This is a genomic window from Ralstonia nicotianae (assembly GCF_018243235.1).
Lineage (GTDB): Bacteria > Pseudomonadota > Gammaproteobacteria > Burkholderiales > Burkholderiaceae > Ralstonia > Ralstonia nicotianae.
The window spans coordinates 1189196-1207805 of record NZ_CP046674.1; the positions used below are offsets into that span (position 1 = coordinate 1189196).

The window sequence follows — 18610 nt, forward strand, 5'->3', positions numbered from 1 at the left end:
CCAACTTCTATGCTCCGGCCATGACCCTTTCCTGACCATTCCATTCGCCAGGCCGCCGGGGCCACCGGGCTGTCGACGCATACGCTGCGCTATTACGAGCGCATCGGCCTGCTGGACGGCGTCGAGCGCCCACGGCCACCGCGTGTTCCGCGCCACGGACATGACGTGGCTCGCCTTCCTGCTGCGCGAGCGTGAGGTCGCCACCATCGCCGCGCTGAGCGCGCTGGGCAACGCCGCCCCGCAGCTGGGGGTGCATATCGAGGCCGGACTGAACGTGGGGCTGACCCGCGAGGAGATCACCGAGGCCATCCTGCAGATGGCGCTCCATGCCGGCTTCCCCGCGGCGCTCAACGGCATGAGCGCCGCCAAGGCGGTGTTCGCCGCTCAGGATGCGGCCGGCGTGGCGGGTGTCGATGCGGCGGGCCCGTCGGTGCGCCGCGACACCAGCAACTGATCGATGCGGTGGCTGTCGATGTCGAGCACTTCGATGTGCAGCGGGCCGATGTCGACGCTCTCGCTCTTCTTGGGGATGCGCTTGAGCGCGTAGATGACCAGTCCGGCGATGGTTTCCACGTAGTGCTCGCCGGGCAGGTCGTCCAGGTCGAAGGCGCGCTTGACGTCTGCGATCGGGGTGATGCCGTCGACCAGGCAGGAGCCGTCGTCGCGGCGCACGATCTGTTCGTCCTCGCCCAGGTACAGGATGTCGCCCATCACCGCGCCGACGATGTCGTCGAGCGTCGCCACGCCCACCACCAGCCCGTATTCGTTGACCACCGCGCCGAAGCGCTCGTGCATCTCGCGAAAGCGCGCGAGCGCCTGCGACAGGTTGAGCGTGTCGGGCAGCACCAGCAGATTCTTGTTGTAGTGCTTGCCGACATTGCGGATCACGGCGGAAGACTCCTCCGACAGGATCTGCTGCAGGATGTCCTTGGAGGCGATGAAGCCGAGCACGGAGTCGATGTCGTCGCGGCAGACGAGGTATTCGGCGTGCGGTTGGCCGACGATCTTGCGCTTGATCGATTCCAGCGGCTCATCGAGGGTGAAGTAGACGATGTCGTCGCGCACGGTCATCACGGAGGTGACGGTGCGCGACTCCAGCTCGAACACGTTCTCGATCACCGCCAGCTCATACTTGCGCAGCACGCCGGCCTCGGCGCCGGCGCCCACCATGGCGGCGATGTCCTCGGTGGTGATCTGCTCGACACGCTGCGTCGGCACGCCCAGCAGCTTCAGGATCAGGTCGGCCGCCCCGTTGAACACCCAGACCACCGGGCGCAGCACCCGCAGGCAGCCCTGCATCGGCCCGATGATGGCCAGCGCGAAGCGCTCCGGGTAGAGCACCGCCAGGCGCTTGGGCAGCAGGTCGGCAAACAGGATGAACAGCCCCGTCACGATGACGAAGCCGGCCAGGTTGGCGACGCGGTCGGCGCGCGCCTGCGGCAGCCAGTCGGCCAACCACCCGGCCAGCGTGTCCGAGATCTGGCGCTCGCCGATGATGCCGGCCAGAATGGCGACCGCGTTCACGCCGATCTGCACGACCGTGAAGAAGTTGCCCGGCGTGTCCTTGAGCTGCAGGATTCGCGGGGCGCGGCTGTCGCCGTCGTCGGCAAGCGTCTGCAGGCGGGTGCGGCGCGAGGCGGTCAGGGCGATTTCCGCGGCGGAGAAGAAGGCGCTGACCAGGATCAGCGTGACCAGAACGAGCACGTACATAGCGTTTCCGTCAGGGCCGGCAAGCCGGGTGGTGGCGACTGCCCGCGGGCGGGCGCCGGTCCATCATGGTGGAGCCTCGATCGCTTTGTCAAACCGCCGCGCGCACGATCAAACGTCAAAAATGGTCTATGCCCCCGTGGTGGGGGCCAAGCAACCGAAATGGGGTTTGCCGCATCGGTGCGGCATCGGCGATACTCGGGGCTGCTCTCATCTGGTGCACGTCTGTCGTGTCGCGTGGGGGCTGACTTGACTCTATCCGGACCGTACCGTCCCGGATCGTGCGGGGCCGGGTGCCCCAGCCATGATCGGAGAAGGGCGGACGTTCCAAGGGCGCGCGGTCAGCGCGTCCACGGAAACGCTGGCGCAGACCGGCCTAATGCATGCATTCAGTTGCATAGGAGTTGCTTTCCATGTGGTTAACAAGCCGCCGACAGCGGCGCGCCGCGGGGGAACGGGGAAAAACGGCAAGGGTGTCGGAATGGCTGGCAGCGCTGTGCGCGGCCGTGGTCGTTGCCATGCCTTGCGGGGCGCCGGCCCAACAGGCGCCGGATGCGGCGACTGGCGAGGGTGCTCTGCCCGCGCAAGCCGCCACCGCAGAGGCGCCGAACATTGCCTGGTTTTACGGCGACAAGCCCCCCGTGGCGCAGCTACGCGCCTTCGATGCGGTCGTGGTCGAGCCCGACCACGGCTTCGATCCGTCACGCGCCAGGACGCCCGCGACGCAATGGTTCGCCTACGTGAGCGTAGGCGAGGTCGCGCCCGGGCGCCGCTGGTATCAGGCGCTGCCCAAGGCCTGGCTGGCCGGCAGCAACGCGGCGTGGGCCTCGCGCGTGATCGACCAGTCCCAGCCGCAGTGGCCCGACTTCTACGTCGACCACGTCATCGCGCCGCTGTGGGACAAGGGCTATCGCGGCTTCTTCCTCGATACCCTCGATTCATACCAGCTCGTCGCCAAGGACGCCGCCGCGCGGGCAGCGCAGGAGGCCGGCATGATCCGGGTGATCCGGGCCATCAAGGCACGCTATCCGGAGGCGAAGCTGATCTTCAACCGCGGCTTCGAGATCCTGCCGCAGGTGCATGACCTGGTCTACGCGGTGGCGTTCGAGTCGCTGTACCGCAGCTGGGACCAGGGCAGCAAGCAGTACCGCGAAGTCAACGATGCCGACCGCGCGTGGCTGATGGGCCAGGCGCGCAGGATCCGCGACGAATACCGCCTGCCCGTCATCGCCATCGACTACTGTCCGCCCGCCGATCGCGCCTGCGCGCGCGAGACCGCCAGGCGCATCGAGGCGCAGGGGCTGATTCCCTATGTGACCGATCCGGCGCTGTCGACGATCGGGGTCGGGCGCATCGAGGTGCTGCCGCGCAAGGTGCTGATCCTGCAGGACCGCGCCCCGAACACCGATATCGACACCAGCGAAGGCGTGCGCTTTCTCGCCATGCCGCTCAACTTCCTCGGCTACGACGTCGAGTACGCCGACCTCGGCCAGCCGCTGCCGGCCGAGGTGCCGCCCGACCGCTATGCCGGCGTGGTGGTGTGGATCAACTCCGGTCCGGTCAGGCAGGTGGCGGCGCTGTCGTCGTGGGTGCGGCAGCGCATTCACGACGGCGTGCGCATTGCCTTCATGAACGAGCTCGGCCTGCCGGCGGACGGCAGCTTGACCGACATGCTCGGGCTGCAGCTGGTGCGCGGCCATGCCACCGGGCCGCTGTCGGTGGTGTCGCAGGACCGGATCGTCGGCTTCGAAATGGCGCCCCGGCCCGACCGGCGTGCCGCGCAGCCGATCCGGGTGGGCGCGGACGGGCAGTCGCTGCTGCGCCTGAAGTCGGGCGATTTCGAGTTCGATGCCGCCGCCATCACACCGTGGGGCGGCTACGTGCTCAACCCGTACGCGGTGTTTTCGCTGGGCACGATCGAGCAGTCGCGCTGGGTGATCCAGCCGCTGGCGTTCCTGCGCCGGGCGCTGGCGCTGCCGGACATGCCGATCCCGGATGTGACGAGCGAGAACGGCCGGCGCCTGATGCTGGTCCATGTGGACGGCGACGGCTTCGCCTCGCGCGCTGAATTTCCCGGCCCCGAATATTCCGGCGAAGTGCTGATGCAGGAGGTCTGGGAGCGCTACGGCATTCCGACCACGCTGTCGGTCATCGAGGGCGAGGTGGGGCCGAGCGGCCTGTATCCCAAGCTCACGCCGCGCCTGGAGGCGATTGCCCGGAAGATGTTCGCGCTGCCCTATGTCGAGCTCGGCACGCACACCTATTCGCACCCCTTCAAGTGGGGCCGCACGGTGCCGGGCGCGCCCGCCCAGGCCGGGGGGGGCGATTCCGCCTTCGCGCTGACCATTCCGGGCTACAAATTCAGCCTGGAGCGGGAGATCGGCGGCTCCATCCGCTACATCAACGCGAGGCTGGCGCCGCCGGACAAGCGGGTCCGGATCGTGCAATGGTCGGGCGACTGCCGGCCGCCGGAGCTCGCGGTGCGCATGGCATGGGACGCCGGGGTGGGCAACATCAACGGCGGCGATACCACCATCACCCGCAGTTCGCCGTCGTGGACCGAGATCGCATCGCTGGGCATCGACAAGGGGCCCGGCGCCTACCAGGTCTTCGCCCCCAACCAGAACGAGAACGTCTATACCAATGACTGGACCGGTCCGTACTATGGCTTCGATCGCCTGATCGAAACGCTGCAGATGACCGATACGCCCTATCGCTTCAAGCCGATCAACCTCTACTACCACATGTACTCGGGCACCAAGCTTGCGTCGCTCAAGGCATTGAAGAAGGTCTACGACTACGCGCTCGCGCAGCCGGTGCTGCCCATCTATGCGACCGACTACGTGGCCAAGGTGCTCGACTTCCGCGACATGGCCATCGCCCGCGACGGCGATGCCTGGGTCGTGCGCGGCAACGGCGATCTGCGCGAGCTGCGCTGGATGGCGCCGGGCACGCCCCGCCTGGCCGATGCGCACGGCGTCGCGGGCTATGGCAAGGCGGCCGGCGGAATCTACATCCATCTTGATGGCGGCGCGGCACGCTTTGCCGTGTCGACCGATGCGCAGGCCGCCCAGCCGGCCTATCTGGCCGAAGCCGCGGCCTTCGTGCAGCGGCTGGAGCGGCGCGGCAACGGCATGTCCTTCGACGCGGGCGGCTACTACAAGCCGTTCGTGCGGCTCGCCAATGCCGGCGCGTGCAGCATCCAGGTCGACGGCCGGCCGGCCCGCGCGGCCCATGCGCAGGACAACACGGTGCGCGTGGAGCTGTCCGGCGTCGCCGCGCAGAGCGTGACTTACCAGCGTGTCGATGTGGTCTGCTGATCTGGCGCCGCGCGAACGGCTGCTGCCGCCCTGGCTGATCGGCACGCTCGGCGGGTTCGTCGCGCTGGCGCTTGCCATGATGTTTCCGCGCGAGCGCCTCGAGACGCGGCTGCTGGAAGGCGGCAAGGTGGATGCCCTGTCGATGGCCTACCTGGAAGCCTGGCTGCGCGTGCGTCCGAACGACGGCGAGTTCCTGGCCGTGCTGGCGGCCCAGTACGTGCGCACCGGCCGCCTCGACGAGGCCGAGGTGATGCTGGCCCGCATGCGCACGCTGCACGACAAGGCCATCGGCCGCGAAGCCCTGCTGCTCGACATCGCCATCCGCGAGCAGCGTGCCTATGCGCTGCAGCCGGGCGATGCGCGCCGCAAGGCCTATCTGGACGAGCTGCGTGGTTTGCTCGGCCAGGCGCTCGACTACCGCTGGACCGCGTCCGAGATGGAAGTCCTGGCCGGCCAGGCGCGCGGGCTGGATGCCGGCGCGATTGCAGCCCGGTTCTACCAGCGGCTGTCCAAGCAGGACCCGTCGCGCGCCGCGCAGTGGCAGTCCCGCTCCGCCGAGATCGCGCTGGGCGTGGGGGACTATCGCGCCGCCGCGGCGGCGAATTTCGCGGCACAGGCGGCGGCTTCGTCGCTCGAGGAGCGGCGCCGGTATTTCATGGGCGGCCTCAAGGCGTTGCAGGCCGGCGGTCTGCTGGACGAAGCCATGCGCGAGGCGCAGCAGCGCGCCGGCCCGCTGATCGACGATCAGGAGACCCTGCGCTTCCTGACGCGGCTGGCGATGGCGTGCAATCGTGCCGATCTGGCCGACTACTACGCGCGCCGGCTGCTGCACCTGTCCTGGCAGGCGGCGCCGGACGCGGCCATCGCGCTGGCGGAGGGTGCGGCGCGGCACGACTGGGTGTTCGGCGGGCGGCCGCAGCCCCTGCCGTCGCCGTCCGAGGCGGTGTTCCTGGATGGGGTCGAGGGCATGGCGCGCCGCCCGCGCGGCGCCGCGCGCATCCGCCGCGTGGCCGATGCGGCCAGCGCGCCCGCCGCGCCGCCCGCGGGCGCCCAGGCCGCCGCGCACGGCATTGCGCCGTTCAATGCGGAAGACTACGACCTGGCTTTCCGCGTGTTTCTCGGCAGCGGCAACCTGAACGATGCCATGCGCGTGGCCGAGGCCGCCGTGCGCCAGCGCCCCGACCTGAAGCTCTGGACCGAGCGCGCCGCCCAGGTGGCCGAATGGAACCACCAGCCGATGGTTGCGCTGCAGCACTGGCTGGCCTACGCCCAGGCCACCGGCGACGACGTGGCCTGGCGCAACGTGCTGCGCCTGGCGCCCGCGCTCAATGAAGACCACGCCTACCTGGCGGCGCTGCGCCACAAGGCCGGCAGCCAGCCGGCCGACATGAAGCTGCTGGACCAGATCGTCGCGGCCTACGAGCGCCTGGGCGAGCCGGCCGAAGGGCTGGCCTACCTGGACAGCGTCGCGCGCGGCCCGAACCGGCAGGCCGTGCTGGAGCGCTACGCCCAACTGGCCGAGCGGGCCGGCAAGGACGACCTGGCCTATGCCGGCTACCAGCGCCTGCAGCGGGAATTCGGCCCCCACGCCGGATACGCGCTCAAGCTCGCCAACATGCTGTACGTGCGCGACCAGTTCGAGCTGGCGCTGGCGGCCATGCAGACGGCCGAGCACATCGCCTCGCCGACCGACGACCTCTACTGGCGCACCTTCGCCCAGCTTGCCCGCCTGAACCAGCGTGACGACCTGATGCGCGAGGCCTACCGCCAGTTGCTGATCGGCGGGGGCGCGGTGGTCGACGACCTGTCGACGATGGTCGAGTTCTACGATGCCAGCCCGATCGATGCCGGCCGGCTGGCCGAGCTGGCCTATCGCAAGGACGGCGGTCCGATTCACCTGCAGCGGGCGCTCTATTACTACACGCGGGCGGGGGCCTTCCACCGCGTCGAAGGGCTGCTTGCCTCGCTCACGCCGGCGCAGCGCGCCGCGGCCGAGCGCTCCGCCGGCGTGCTGGCCGCCCGCGCCGAGTACTACCGCCAGCGCGGCCAGTGGGACGCCGCCATGCGTGATTTGCGCTGCGCGGTTTCGCTGCCCGATGCCGGCAGCGACGTGAAGGCGGCGCTGCTGTGGAGCCTGATCGATTCCGGCCAGATCGCGGAGCTCAAGCGCGCGCTGGCCCACTGGCGGGGCGAGGCGGAAAACGACTCCGTCTACTGGGGCGCCTATGCCGCCGCCGGCCTGCGGCTGGCCGATCCCGGCCTGGCGCTGCGCTTTCTCGGCCGGCAGGGCAAGTCGATGCGCAACGACCCGCTCTGGCTGCTGGCCTACGCCGATGCGCGCGAGATGGCGGGACAGGCCGATGTGGCGTGGCGCTTGCGCCGCGAGGCCTGGCGGTTGCTGTGGCGAGGGGAAGAGGCCGGCGCCGGGGCCCCGGGGGAACGCCGGGCCGCCGCGTCCGACGAGGTGCAGCCGGCTGCGCTGGAGGACGGCGCGCGCGCCGAACTGCGTGCCCGCCGCGCCACGCTGGCGCAGACGTTCGGGTCGGGCGACCTGGCCCAGCGCCTGCTGATCGAGCTGCTGCGCGACGATCGCCGCGAAACCCGCGCCGCGCGCGAGGGCGGCCGCGCGGCCATCGCCGGGTCGGAGCTGGGCGACCTCGATGTGCTGCCGCCGGAGCCGCCCGAATCGCCTGCCGCCTCGCGCAATGCGGCCCGCGCCAGCGACCAGCTGGTGTCCGCCATCGCCAAGGAGGCCGCGCTGGGCTGGGCCCTGTCGCAGGAGGCGAACGACCTGGCGCGCGCCTGGCTGCTGCAGCAGTACGCTCGCGGCGCGGCGCGGCCGGCCTACGCCGAGATCTCGATCGCCCTGGCCGAGCGCGACCTGCCAACCCTCAACCGCTTGCTGGACGACACCCCGGACCGCCTCCCGCTGGCGGCCCGCATCGACGCCAACGCGATGACGGATCGCCTGGGCGAGGCGCAGCGGCTGGCCTTCGGCGGCCTGACCACCGCGCCGGACGAACCGCAGCTGCACCAGCGCGTCGAAGAGACGCTGCTGGCCAACGCGCAGGCGCTGGAGCCGCGCGGGACCTGGTATAAGCAGGCGCCGCTGACGTACTTCGAGAGCAGCGCGGCCGCCGGCACCCGGCTGACGGATCACTACAGCATGCTGCTGCGTGCCACCCAGCGCAACCAGCGCTCCATCGACGCTCAGCAGCTGACCGGCGTGCCGGCGCAGGACCGCAGCGTCGACTGGATTTCGCAATACCTGACGCGGGATGCGCGGTGGAAGGGCACTGTCGGCTGGCGCCAGGGTCTGGCATCCTTCACGACGTTCCGGCTGGACGGCCAGCTGGGGCAGACCGGGCCGGTGGTCACGGAGTTCGCGGTGGGCCGCAATCAGCCGGCCAGCGAGACGCCGCAGCTGCGCGTGGGCGGCGTCAAGGACATCGCGACGATCGGCGCCAACTGGCGGTTCACGCAGCGACAATACGTCCGTGCCCGGGTGGAGGGCGACCGCTTCTACGGCCAGGACCGCTCCTTCCTCGGCAGCGGCACGGTGTTCGACGGCGAGATCGGCCACCGCTTCCGGGTGGAGTATCCCGACTATACGATCCGGCTGACCGGCACGTATGCGCGGTACAGCGCATCGGGGGCGCCGGGCGCGCCGCTCGGCCGGCTGCTGCCTGCCGGGGCGGCGATGTCGGCCGAACAGTTCGTGCCGCGCTCGTTCGCGCAGTACGGGCTGCTGTTCGGTTTCGGCACCGACTACCTGGAGCGCTATGCTCGTGCCTGGCGGCCGTTCCTGGATGCGGGCATGCTGCACGACAATCGCCAGGGCTGGGGTGTCCAGCTCCAGGTGGGCGCGGCCGGCAGCGTCCTGGGCAACGACCACCTGGCGCTGTATATCGGGCATGCCTCGATCACGCGCGCCGGCACGTCGCCCATGACCGAGATCGGCCTGCGCTACCGGTGGCTGTACTGAGCAGGACAGGACAAGAACGACTTGAAGGAAGCAACGGAGAGAACCATGACACCCTTTCTCGACACGATCCGGGCCGGCCGCCGGCGCTGGCTGGCGGTCGCGGCCGGCTTCGGGCTGGCGCTCGCGCTGTCGGCCTGCGCGGTGGTCGACAGCGGACGCGCCCCGGCGGGCAAGGCATCCGATGCGTGGGTCGTGCTGCCGATCGCCAACTACACCGAAACGCCGCAGGCCGGCCTGCGCGCCGAGAGCATCGCGATGAGCCTGCTGAAGGCGCGCGGCTTCAGCAACCTGAAGCAATATCCGCCCAGCCTGAACAGCGAGTCGCTGTTCGAACCGGCCGAGCGCGAGGCCACGGCGCGCGCGCTCGAATGGGCGCGCGGCGAAAAGGCCCGCTATGCCCTGACCGGCGCGGTGTCCGAATGGCGGTACAAGGTGGGCGTGGACGGCGAGCCCGCCGTGGGCATCACCCTGCAGGTGATCGACGTGCCCAGCGGCAACGTGATCTGGAGCGCCACCGGCAGCCGCACCGGCTGGAGCCGCGACGCCGTGTCGGCCGTGGCGCAGAAGCTGCTGCGCGAGCTGCTGTCGCCGCTGGGCCGGAGCTGATGGGGGCGGACACCGTGCAGGCCGATCCTTCCACCAAGGCCAGGCCCGCGGCCGCCGCATCCGATGCGCGGCAGCAGGATCGGCGGCGCAACGCGCAGGGTATCGGCGCGTCGACCTGGTACGGGCGGCTGGTCGCGCCGACGCTCACCCGGCGCACGCCCATCCTGGAGACGATCGGCGCCACCATGGTCGCCATCGGCATCGTCTGGCTGTTCGAGCCGAACAATCCGCTGCTGCTCGGCTACGGCTTCCCGTGGATCTGGCTGGTGCCGCTGATCCTGGCGCTGCGCTACGGCACCCTGCTGGGTGCCGTGGCGGCGCTGGTGGTGGTCGGTGCCTGGTGGGTGTTCTACGGCCAGGGCACGTTTCCCCGCATGTATTTCCTGGGCGGCCTGATGATGATGCTGGTGGGCGGCCAATACGGCGATATCTGGGGCGCGCGGCTGTCGCGGGCCCGCATCGTCAACGGCTACCTGAACGACCGGCTGGCGGCGCTCACCAAGAACCACTTCCTGCTGCGCCTGTCGCACGAGCGGCTGGAGAACGACCTGCTGGCCAAGCCGACCACGCTGCGCGACACGCTCACGCAGCTGCGCAGCCTGGCGCTGGCCGCGCGCGAGCATGCCAGCGGCGACGATGCGCCCGACGTGGCCCAGCTGCCCGGCGCGACGCAGTTCCTGCAGTGGGCCGCGCAGGCCTGCCAGCTGGAAGTCGCGGCCATGGTGCGCGTGACCGGCAACCGGGTCGATCCGGAGCCGGTGGCGCGCGTCGGCGCCGCGTTCGAGGTTGTCGCCGACGATCCGCTGATCCGCCACTGCATCGATACCCATACCCTCGGCCATCCGCAGGCGCCCGAGCTGCGCCAGGAGGACGGCTCGCGCTACGTGGCCTGCGCACCGATCCTGTCGGGCGCCGACGAGCTGATCGGCGTGGTGGTGGTGCAGCAGATGCCGTTCCTGTCGCTGTCGTACGAGAACCTGCAGTTCCTGCTCGTGCTGCTCGGCTACTACGCCGACGGCGTGCGCCACCTGACCGTCAGTTCGGAGATCCTCGATCTGGTGCCGGATGCGCCGTACGAGTTCGCGCTGGATCTCGGCCGCCTGGCGCGCCTGCACCGCGACACCGGCATCGACTCTTCCGTGGTGGCGCTGACCTTCGGCAACGACGAGGCCAGCGATGCCCTGTTCGAGCACGTGGTGCGCAGCCGGCGTGCGCTCGATGTGGTCTGGCAGATGCGCGGCAGTGCGTGCCGCGCCATCGTCACGCTGATGCCGCTGTCGGGGGCGGGCGCGGTGTCGGCCTACCTGGTGCGCATCGAGGACAGCCTGCGCGCGCAGTTCGGCGTCGATTTCGAGGCCGCGCAGGTCAACGTGCAGACGCTGTACGTGACCGGCGAGCACCCGGGCGAGGCGCTCGCGCGCTTCATCGGACGCTGTCACCTGGACGGCTGAGGCGCGCATGTTCAAGCTCACGCTCAGCGGCGTTGCGGCGCAGATCGCGGCGGTGGCCATGGCCTTGCATGCGGGCAACAGCCTGCCGCTGCTGCTGTCCTGCATGATGACGCAGGGCATGGCCGCCCTGCTGATCGGCCTGGCCGCCTGGCGCCTGCTGCCGCGCCGCTACCGCGTGCCGTTCGTCTGGAGCTACGGCTACCTGGTGACGCTGTGCTTCGTCATCCCGGTGGCGGGTTGCCTGCTGGTGCTCGGCAGCGCGCTGATCGGCAAGATGTTCCCCGAGCCGAAGCAGAAGAGCGCGCTTGCCGAGGTCGGCCTGCCGGTCTTCGTGGCCCACCTGATCTCGCGCGTGACGCACGGCGGCGGCGCCCGGCTGCGGGCGCAGCTCGGCAACACGCGCGCGCCGGTGCAGAGCCGCATGACGGCGCTGGTCGCCATGCAGACCATGCCGACCCGCACCGCCAGTCCGGTGCTGCGCGACCTGCTGGCCGATCCGGTGGACGACATCCGCCTGCTGGCCTACGGCATGCTCGACAGCGCCGAGAAGGTGCTGATGCAGAAGATCCTGGCCGAGCTGCCGCGGCTGGAGGAGGCGGCCACCACGCCGGAGGCCCGCTACGAGATCAACAAGCGCCTGGCCGACCTGTACTGGGAGCTGATCTACCAGAACCTGGTGCAGGGCGATGTCTACCGCTATACCGCCGAGCAGGTCGAGCGCTATGCCAGCGCCGCGCTGGACATCCTGCCCGGTAACGCCGCGCTGTGGTACATGCGCGGCCGGCTGGCGCTGTCGCGCCGCGAGGCCGACGTGGCCGAGTCGCACCTGCGCCGGGCCGAGGCCCTGGGCTTCCCGCGCGACCGCCTGCTGCCGCCGCTGGCCGAGGCCTGCTACCTGCGCCGCGACTATGCCGGCGCGCGGGCCGCGCTGGCGCAGTTCTCCAGCCGCTCGCCGCTACCGCTGCTGCGCCCGCTGTTGCGCTACTGGACATCATGACCGACGAATTCCCGCGTGCCGAATCCGCCGATGTCGCACTGCTGCTTGAAGGGACCTTTCCCTATGTGAGCGGCGGGGTGTCGAGCTGGGTCAACCAGATGATCCGGGCCTTTCCGGACATCCGCTTCGCCCTCGTCTTCATCGGCAGCCGCCGCGAAGACTACGGCAAGCCGGTCTACGCCCTGCCCGACAACGTGGTGCACGTGGAGTGCCACTACCTGTACGACTTTCCCGCGCCGCCGCTGGTGCAGGCCAGCGGCGGCGATACCCGGGCCTTCGATCGCTCGCGCAAGCTGCATGACGCGCTGCGCGACCCGGCCAACCACGGCGAGACCGCCGAGCTGATCCGCGCCTCCATCGCCGACCTGCGTGAGGACGGCCCGCTGGCCGAGGAGCAGTTCCTCTACAGCCACCGCGCCTGGGAGATGATGACGGACTACTACCGGCGCTACTGCACCGACCCGTCGTTCACCGACTACTTCTGGACCGTGCGCATCATGCACAAGCCGCTGTGGATGCTGGTGCGCATTGCCGAGAACCTGATCCCGGTGAAGGTGTTCCACACCATCTCCACCGGCTACGCGGGGTTCCTGGGCGCGCTGCTGCGCTACCGCTGGGGACGGCCGCTGCTGGTCTCGGAGCACGGCATCTACACCAAGGAACGCAAGATCGACCTGTTCCAGAGCCAGTGGATTCGCGACAACCGCAGCATCTTCGAGAAGGACATCTCGCAGATCAGCTATTTCCGCGACCTGTGGGTGCGCTTCTTCGAGACCATCGGCCGGGTCTGCTATGACGCCGCCGAAGACATCATCTCGCTGTACGAGGGCAACCGCCTGCGGCAAGTGCTCGACGGCGCGCCGGCGCAGAAGACCCGCAACATCCCCAACGGCATCAATCTGCCGCGCCTGGCCGCGCTGCGCGACCGGCGCGGGCCCAGCGTGCCGCGCGTGATGTGCCTGATCGGCCGGGTGGTGCCGATCAAGGACGTGAAGACGTTCATCCGCGCCATGCTGACCATCACGCGCGAGATGCCCGACGCCGAAGGCTGGATCGCCGGCCCGGAAGACGAAGACCCCGACTACGCGCAGGAATGCCACAGCCTGGCCGAGAGCCTGGGGCTGGGCGAGCGCATCAAGTTCCTCGGCTTCCAGAAGATCGACGATGTGCTGCCCAAGGTCGGGGTGCTGGTGCTGAGCTCGATCAGCGAGGCGCTGCCGCTGGTGGTGCTGGAAGGGTTTGCCGCCGGCGTGCCGTCGGTCACCACCGATGTCGGCTCGTGCCGCCAGCTGCTGTTCGGCCTGGACGGCGACGACGCGGCGCTGGGCGCGGCGGGCGCCGTGGTGCGCATCGCCGACCCGGCCGCGCTGGCCGCCGAGGTGCTGAACCTGCTGAGCGACGAGTCCCGCTGGTACGCCGCGCAGGCCGCCGGCATCGCCCGCGTCGAGCGCTACTACACGCAGGAGATGATGGTCGGCAGCTACCGCGAGCTGTATGAGCGCCTGCGCGCGCAGCCGGACATGCCCACCGGGCCGGGCGCCAAGGCCGCCGCCGCGGCGTGTCCGCATCACCAGGGAGCGCGCTGATGGCCGGCATCGGTTTCGAACTGCGCAAGATGCTCCGGCGCGACAGCCTGCTCGGGCTGCTGCGCGCCTACACCTACGCCGGCATCATCAGTTCCGGGCCGTGGATCCTGTCGATCGTGGGGATCCTGCTGATCGGTATCCTGAGCCTGCCGTTCGTGATTCCCGGCGTGCTCATCACGCAGTTCCAGGTGTCCGTCACCTACCTGATCGCGGTGAGCCTGATCGTGACCGGGCCGCTGCAGCTCGCGCTTACGCGGTTCACGTCCGACCGCCTGTTCGAGAAGCGCGCCGACCTGGTGCTGCCCAACTACCACGCGGTGTCGTTCGTCATCACCCTGGGGGCGGCCTGGCTGGGGTCGATCGTCGTGCTGTTCGTGTTCCCGCAGCAGTCGGCCATCTACCGGGTGCTGATGCTGGCCGGCTTCGTGGTCATGTGCAACATCTGGATCGCGGTGATCTTCCTGTCGGGCATGAAGCAGTACAAGGCCATCGTCTGGACCTTCCTGGTCGGCTACACGATGACCGTGCTGCTGGCGCTGCTGTTCAACCGGCTGGGGCTGGAGGGGCTGCTGCTGGGCTTCGTGACGGGGCAGCTGTGCCTGCTGATCGGCACGGTGGCGCTGATCTACCGCAATTTCACCGGGCGGCGCTTCATATCGTTCGAGGTGTTCAACCCGCGCCACGCCTATCCGTCGCTGATGCTGATCGGGCTGTTCTACAACCTGGGCATCTGGCTCGACAAGTTCATGTTCTGGTATGCCCCCGGCACGGGCCAGCAGGTGATCGGGCCGCTCAAGGCGTCGGTCATCTACGACATCCCGGTGTTCCTGGCCTACCTCGGCATCATCCCCGGCATGGCGGTGTTCCTCGTGCGCATCGAGACCGACTTCGTCGAGTACTACGACGCCTTCTACAACGCCGTGCGCGGTGGCGCCTCGCTCGAGCACATCGAAGACATGCGCAACACGATGGTGCTGACGATCCGCGCCGGCCTGTACGAGATCGTCAAGGTCCAGTCGATGGCCGCGCTGCTGCTGTTCGCCCTGGGCGCCGCGCTGCTGCGCGCGCTGCATATCTCCGAGCTGTACTTGCCGCTGCTGTACGTCGACACGCTCGCCGCCAGCCTCCAGGTGGTGTTCCTGGGCGTGCTCAACATCTTCTTCTACCTCGATCGCCGCCGCGTGGTGATGGTGCTCACCGGTGCGTTCGTGGTGCTCAACGGCATACTGACATGGATCACGCTGCAACTGGGGCCGGCCTGGTATGGCTACGGGTTCGCCGTGGCGCTGCTGCTGGTGGTGATGGCCAGCCTGACCATTCTGGATCGGAAGCTGGATCGGCTGGAGTATGAGACGTTCATGCTGCAATAGCCGCGCGGGCCGTTGCTTTGGGAGCGTCCGGCGGCGGGGTCGCCTGTCCTCCTGACGGCATCCGCGATGCGGTTACGATTGGTTGCACTGCCGTGCGTACGCCTGTCCACACTTGCCTACAATCGGTGGAATCCAAAACCAGAAGGAGGACGCAAAAATGGTTCGAGCACGATGGATGGTGGCTTGCGCGGTTGGCCTGCTGTGCACCGTTTCGATGGCGGCCCAGGCCAAGGGCGGCAATGCCGGTGGTGGTTCTGCCGCGCGCATCAGCAGCCGGGGGCTGGCCAATACCAATGGTCCCGATGCCGCCGATCGCGACAAGGGCCGCGCCCGCGCGGCGGACCGCGCACATCAGCACGGCAAGTCGATGCAGCGCAAGCACGCGGGCAAGCTGAAGTAAGCGCGCTGCCACGGAAAAAAGGCCGGTCGCCGTGAACTGACCCCGTAAAGTTGGACATCTGTTCAACCTTTGGGGTGCAGTTCACCGTGACCGGCCTTTTTTGCTGCGCGCCACGCTCAGCAATTGCCTTTCTTTGCCTGGCCCGGCGGGCAGAAGCCGTTGCCGGGGCCGCCCTGCGGCGCCGCGACCACGCCCGAGTCGGGAACGTACACAGCGCAGCCGCCCAGCATCGCGGCACCGAGCGACAGGATGAGAAGGATTTTTTTCATTGTGTTGTCGGGGGGCGGCTCGGCTCCCGTGCTCCCTGGTTAGAAACTGAAGTTGACGCCGGTCTGGCTGCCCGCCGAGACATTCACCGCACGGCTTTGCGTGACGCCAGACGCGCTGGTCGCCTGCACCGAGTACTGCCCGGCCACGGACGATACCACCGACAGCGCGATCGGCAGCGGCGCGCTGTACGTGCCCACCAGCGGTGCTGCGGCCGGCAGCGTTAGCGAATACGCTCCGGTATCGAGGTTGGCATTCGCCGAGGCGATCTCATACGACACCGAACTGATGGTCTGCAGCGCCCGCAGCGAGGCCTGCGCCGAGGCGGTGACCGTGCCCGACGCCGTATTGGTGGTGGAGGTGGGCAAGGTGATCGGCGTGGCGGCGGTGGCTACCGTCGTCGTGGCGCTGGCCGTGACCGGCACGGCGCGGATGATGCCCGTGGCATGGCCGGTCGGCAGCGTGTTGTCGACCACGACCACGTCGTACGTGCCGTTGGTGCTGCTCTGCACCAGCGGCGAGAGCACGAACTGCCCCATGGCGTCAGCCATCGTGCCGCGAACGACCGCGCCGTTCTGTTCGGCATAGACCGTGGTGCCGGCCTGCGCGGCGCTCACGTAGCCCGAGATCGCGCCGCTGACGACCACCGGCGTGGCGGTCACCACCGGCTTGAGGCTATAGGCGCCGTTGCCTTGCTGCACGATCGATTTGCAGGCATTGAAGTCCAGCACCAGATCGACCAGCGTGCCGGCCTGCACCGTGAAGGGCTGGATGATCTTGTAACCGCTCTGCGTGCCGCTGGGCGTGGCCAGCGCCTGCTCTGTGGCCGAGCCGGTCACCACGACCGAATTGGCGAGGACGTTGCCCTGGTTGGCCGACAGCACCAGGCGCACCTGCTGGTATTGCCCGGCTGGCAGCGGCGCGCGGCCCAGGTCGGTCAGCACGCCGTTGGTGAGCGCGAGCAGGTCGACTTTCTGCGGGGTGGCCAGCGCAATGTCGGTCCAGCCGCTGTCGGTGTCGGCGGCGGACGCGCTGGCGTGCACGCGCACGTTGTCCACGGTTACGTAGACATGATCGAAGCCGCAGGCCGGTGCATCCGTCATCGCGACATGAAGCGCGCCCATGCCGGCCGTGTCTGCGCCACCACCGCCACCGCACGCGGCGATGATGAACGGCAGTGGCAGCGCGATGAGGGTCTTCTGATAGCGTGTTTTCATGGCTGCCTCTTCGATTGGGGGGTGTCGGAAGATTAGGTCTGGCAACGGTGCGCACTTTGGGCAAATTGCAAAGATTCGTAATGCGGGCATCGTCAATGGCCTGTCGACGCGTTGGCGTGCCAACGTTTGCGACATCCGGCACGGCGGTGTGGGGCGGCCCGGCGCAACGCAAACGGGCGTAGTCCGCACTGACCTTGCCAGTTCTGGGCGGGGCCGGATGGTCCATCGGAACCCGGACCGGCAAGACCGGCACCGCGCCACCCATAGCCCCATGACATTGCCTCCAACAACGCAGCATTTGCGCTGACCCATCCACCGTCCGTAATCTGCCGGCAACGCATTCCCCGATATTCCAGCAAGTTCATGCAGATCACGGTTGTGGGCGCCGGCATCGTCGGCATCAGTACGGCGTACGCGCTGGCCCAGGAGGGCCATCAGGTCACGCTGGTCGAGCGTCACCCGGGCCCCGGGGAGGGCACCAGCTATGCCAACGGCGGCCAGCTCAGCTATAGCTATGTGGCGCCGCTGGCCGGGCCGGGCGTGCTGTCGCATGTGCCGGGCTGGCTGTTGCGGCGCGATTCGCCGCTGCGGCTCAAGCCGTCGCTGGACCCGGCGCTGCTGCGCTGGGGCCTGCGCTTCATTGCCGCGTGCAACCGCGAACGGGCCGACCGCACCACGCGCGAGCTGCTGGCGCTGTCGTTCTACAGCCGCGCCCGCATGGAGGCGCTGCGCGCGGCCTCGCCCGATCTGTCCTTCAGCTTTGCGCGGCGCGGCAAGCTGGTGGTCTATCGCGATGCCGCGGCCTTTGCGTCGGCCCGTGCCCAGGTCGGCTACCAGGCGACGCTCGGCTGCGAGCAGCATGCGTTGTCGGCCGACGAGACCATCGTCCGGGAGCCCGCGCTGGCTGGCGCGCGCGGTGCGATCGTCGGCGCCATCTACACGCCGGATGAAGACGTGGCCGACTGCCACCAGCTCTGCGTCGGCCTGTTCAACCGGCTGTGCGCCCTGCCCAATGTGGCGCTGCGCTTCAATACCGGTGTCGAGTCGCTGTGGGTGGAGGGCCGGCGCGTGCGCGGCGTGAGGACTGCCCATGAGCCGATCGCCGCCGATGCCGTGGTCGTGGCCACCGGCGTGGCCAGTGCCGGACTGCTCGGCCCGTTGCGCATCGACCCGGGCCTGTATCCGCTCAAGGGCTACAGCATCAGCCTGCCATTGGGGGAGGGCGGGGCGGGCAGCGATGGCGCACCGGTCGTCAGCGTCACGGACGCGGCGCGCAAGATCGTCTACGCCCGCATCGGCCGCACGCTGCGCGTGGCGGGCATGGCGGACCTGGTGGGCTGGTCGGACCGGCTCGACCCGCGCCGCGTGCAGACCCTCTACGATGAAACCCGCGCGCTGTTTCCCGCCGCGCTGCGCGCCAGCGATGCCGGCGCCGATGCCGCGCCGTGGGCGGGCATGCGGCCGGCGACCCCGACCGGCGTGCCGGTGGTGGGCCCGTCGCCGGTGGACGGCCTGTGGCTCAATGTCGGCCATGGCGCGCTGGGCTTTACGCTGGCCATGGGCAGCGCCGGCCTGCTGGCCGACCTGATCGCGCGGCGCGCGCCGGCGATCGCGGCGGCGCCGTATGCGCTGGCGCGCTAGGCACGCGATCCGTATCGGCCTTTCTTGGTGAAGCAGTCCTGACCCGAACATCCCGAACAGGAG

At 69.3% G+C, this 18610-nt stretch carries 12 protein-coding genes and 1 pseudogene; 10 read left to right on the forward strand and 3 right to left on the reverse strand.

Annotation, left to right across the window (positions count from 1 at the left end; translation table 11 throughout):
• Positions 1-42: 42 nt before the first annotated feature.
• Positions 43-454 (forward strand): annotated as a pseudogene (locus GO999_RS05500) (carboxymuconolactone decarboxylase family protein).
• Here the strand turns inward: GO999_RS05500 and paeA are convergent.
• The gene (paeA, locus tag GO999_RS05505; protein ID WP_016722783.1) at positions 385-1710 is read right to left on the reverse strand and encodes a polyamine export protein PaeA; all 1326 of its coding nucleotides are present in this window, start codon (positions 1708-1710) and stop codon (positions 385-387) included. The pseudogene GO999_RS05500 and the gene paeA sit on opposite strands and share 70 nt — an antisense overlap.
• A gap of 470 nt (positions 1711-2180) precedes the next feature.
• Here paeA and GO999_RS05510 point away from each other — a divergent pair, with 470 nt between their 5' ends.
• The 8 genes from GO999_RS05510 to GO999_RS05545 all read left to right on the forward strand — a co-directional run bounded on the left by GO999_RS05510 (position 2181) and on the right by GO999_RS05545 (position 15422).
• Positions 2181-5027 (forward strand): bifunctional glycoside hydrolase/polysaccharide deacetylase family protein, encoded by a 2847-nt coding sequence (locus GO999_RS05510; protein ID WP_016726328.1) that lies wholly within the window; start codon positions 2181-2183, stop codon positions 5025-5027.
• Positions 5014-9012: a tetratricopeptide repeat protein gene (locus GO999_RS05515; protein ID WP_211906639.1), complete on the forward strand. Its 3999-nt coding sequence runs from the start codon at positions 5014-5016 to the stop codon at positions 9010-9012. The genes GO999_RS05510 and GO999_RS05515 overlap by 14 nt, the downstream gene beginning before the upstream one ends.
• Before the next feature lie 45 nt (positions 9013-9057).
• On the forward strand, positions 9058-9618 hold the full coding sequence (locus tag GO999_RS05520; RefSeq protein ID WP_011002199.1) for a hypothetical protein: 561 nt from the start codon (positions 9058-9060) through the stop codon (positions 9616-9618).
• Positions 9618-11069 (forward strand): PelD GGDEF domain-containing protein, encoded by a 1452-nt coding sequence (locus GO999_RS05525; protein WP_011002198.1) that lies wholly within the window; start codon positions 9618-9620, stop codon positions 11067-11069. The genes GO999_RS05520 and GO999_RS05525 overlap by 1 nt, the downstream gene beginning before the upstream one ends.
• Before the next feature lie 7 nt (positions 11070-11076).
• Entirely contained in the window at positions 11077-12066 is a 990-nt protein-coding gene (locus GO999_RS05530; protein WP_011002197.1) for a tetratricopeptide repeat protein, read from the forward strand.
• A complete protein-coding gene (pelF, locus tag GO999_RS05535; protein WP_011002196.1) occupies positions 12063-13652 on the forward strand; it encodes a GT4 family glycosyltransferase PelF in 1590 nt (529 codons plus the stop codon). The genes GO999_RS05530 and pelF overlap by 4 nt, the downstream gene beginning before the upstream one ends.
• Positions 13652-15022: an exopolysaccharide Pel transporter PelG gene (gene pelG, locus GO999_RS05540; protein ID WP_016722788.1), complete on the forward strand. Its 1371-nt coding sequence runs from the start codon at positions 13652-13654 to the stop codon at positions 15020-15022. The genes pelF and pelG overlap by 1 nt, the downstream gene beginning before the upstream one ends.
• A gap of 157 nt (positions 15023-15179) precedes the next feature.
• Positions 15180-15422, forward strand: a complete 243-nt coding sequence (locus GO999_RS05545) for a hypothetical protein (RefSeq protein WP_020832396.1) — start codon at positions 15180-15182, stop codon at positions 15420-15422.
• Positions 15423-15538: 116 nt separating this feature from the next.
• On the opposite strand, the gene GO999_RS05550 is transcribed toward GO999_RS05545, so the two are convergent.
• Entirely contained in the window at positions 15539-15691 is a 153-nt protein-coding gene (locus GO999_RS05550) for a hypothetical protein (protein ID WP_011002191.1), read from the reverse strand.
• A 39-nt stretch (positions 15692-15730) separates the two neighbouring features.
• Entirely contained in the window at positions 15731-16906 is a 1176-nt protein-coding gene (locus tag GO999_RS05555) for a DUF4382 domain-containing protein (protein WP_211906640.1), read from the reverse strand.
• 363 nt (positions 16907-17269) lie between these two features.
• Between GO999_RS05555 and GO999_RS05560 the strand changes: the two genes are divergently transcribed.
• Positions 17270-18547: a D-amino acid dehydrogenase gene (locus GO999_RS05560; RefSeq protein WP_211906641.1), complete on the forward strand. Its 1278-nt coding sequence runs from the start codon at positions 17270-17272 to the stop codon at positions 18545-18547.
• The last annotated feature ends 63 nt before the right edge of the window (positions 18548-18610 follow it).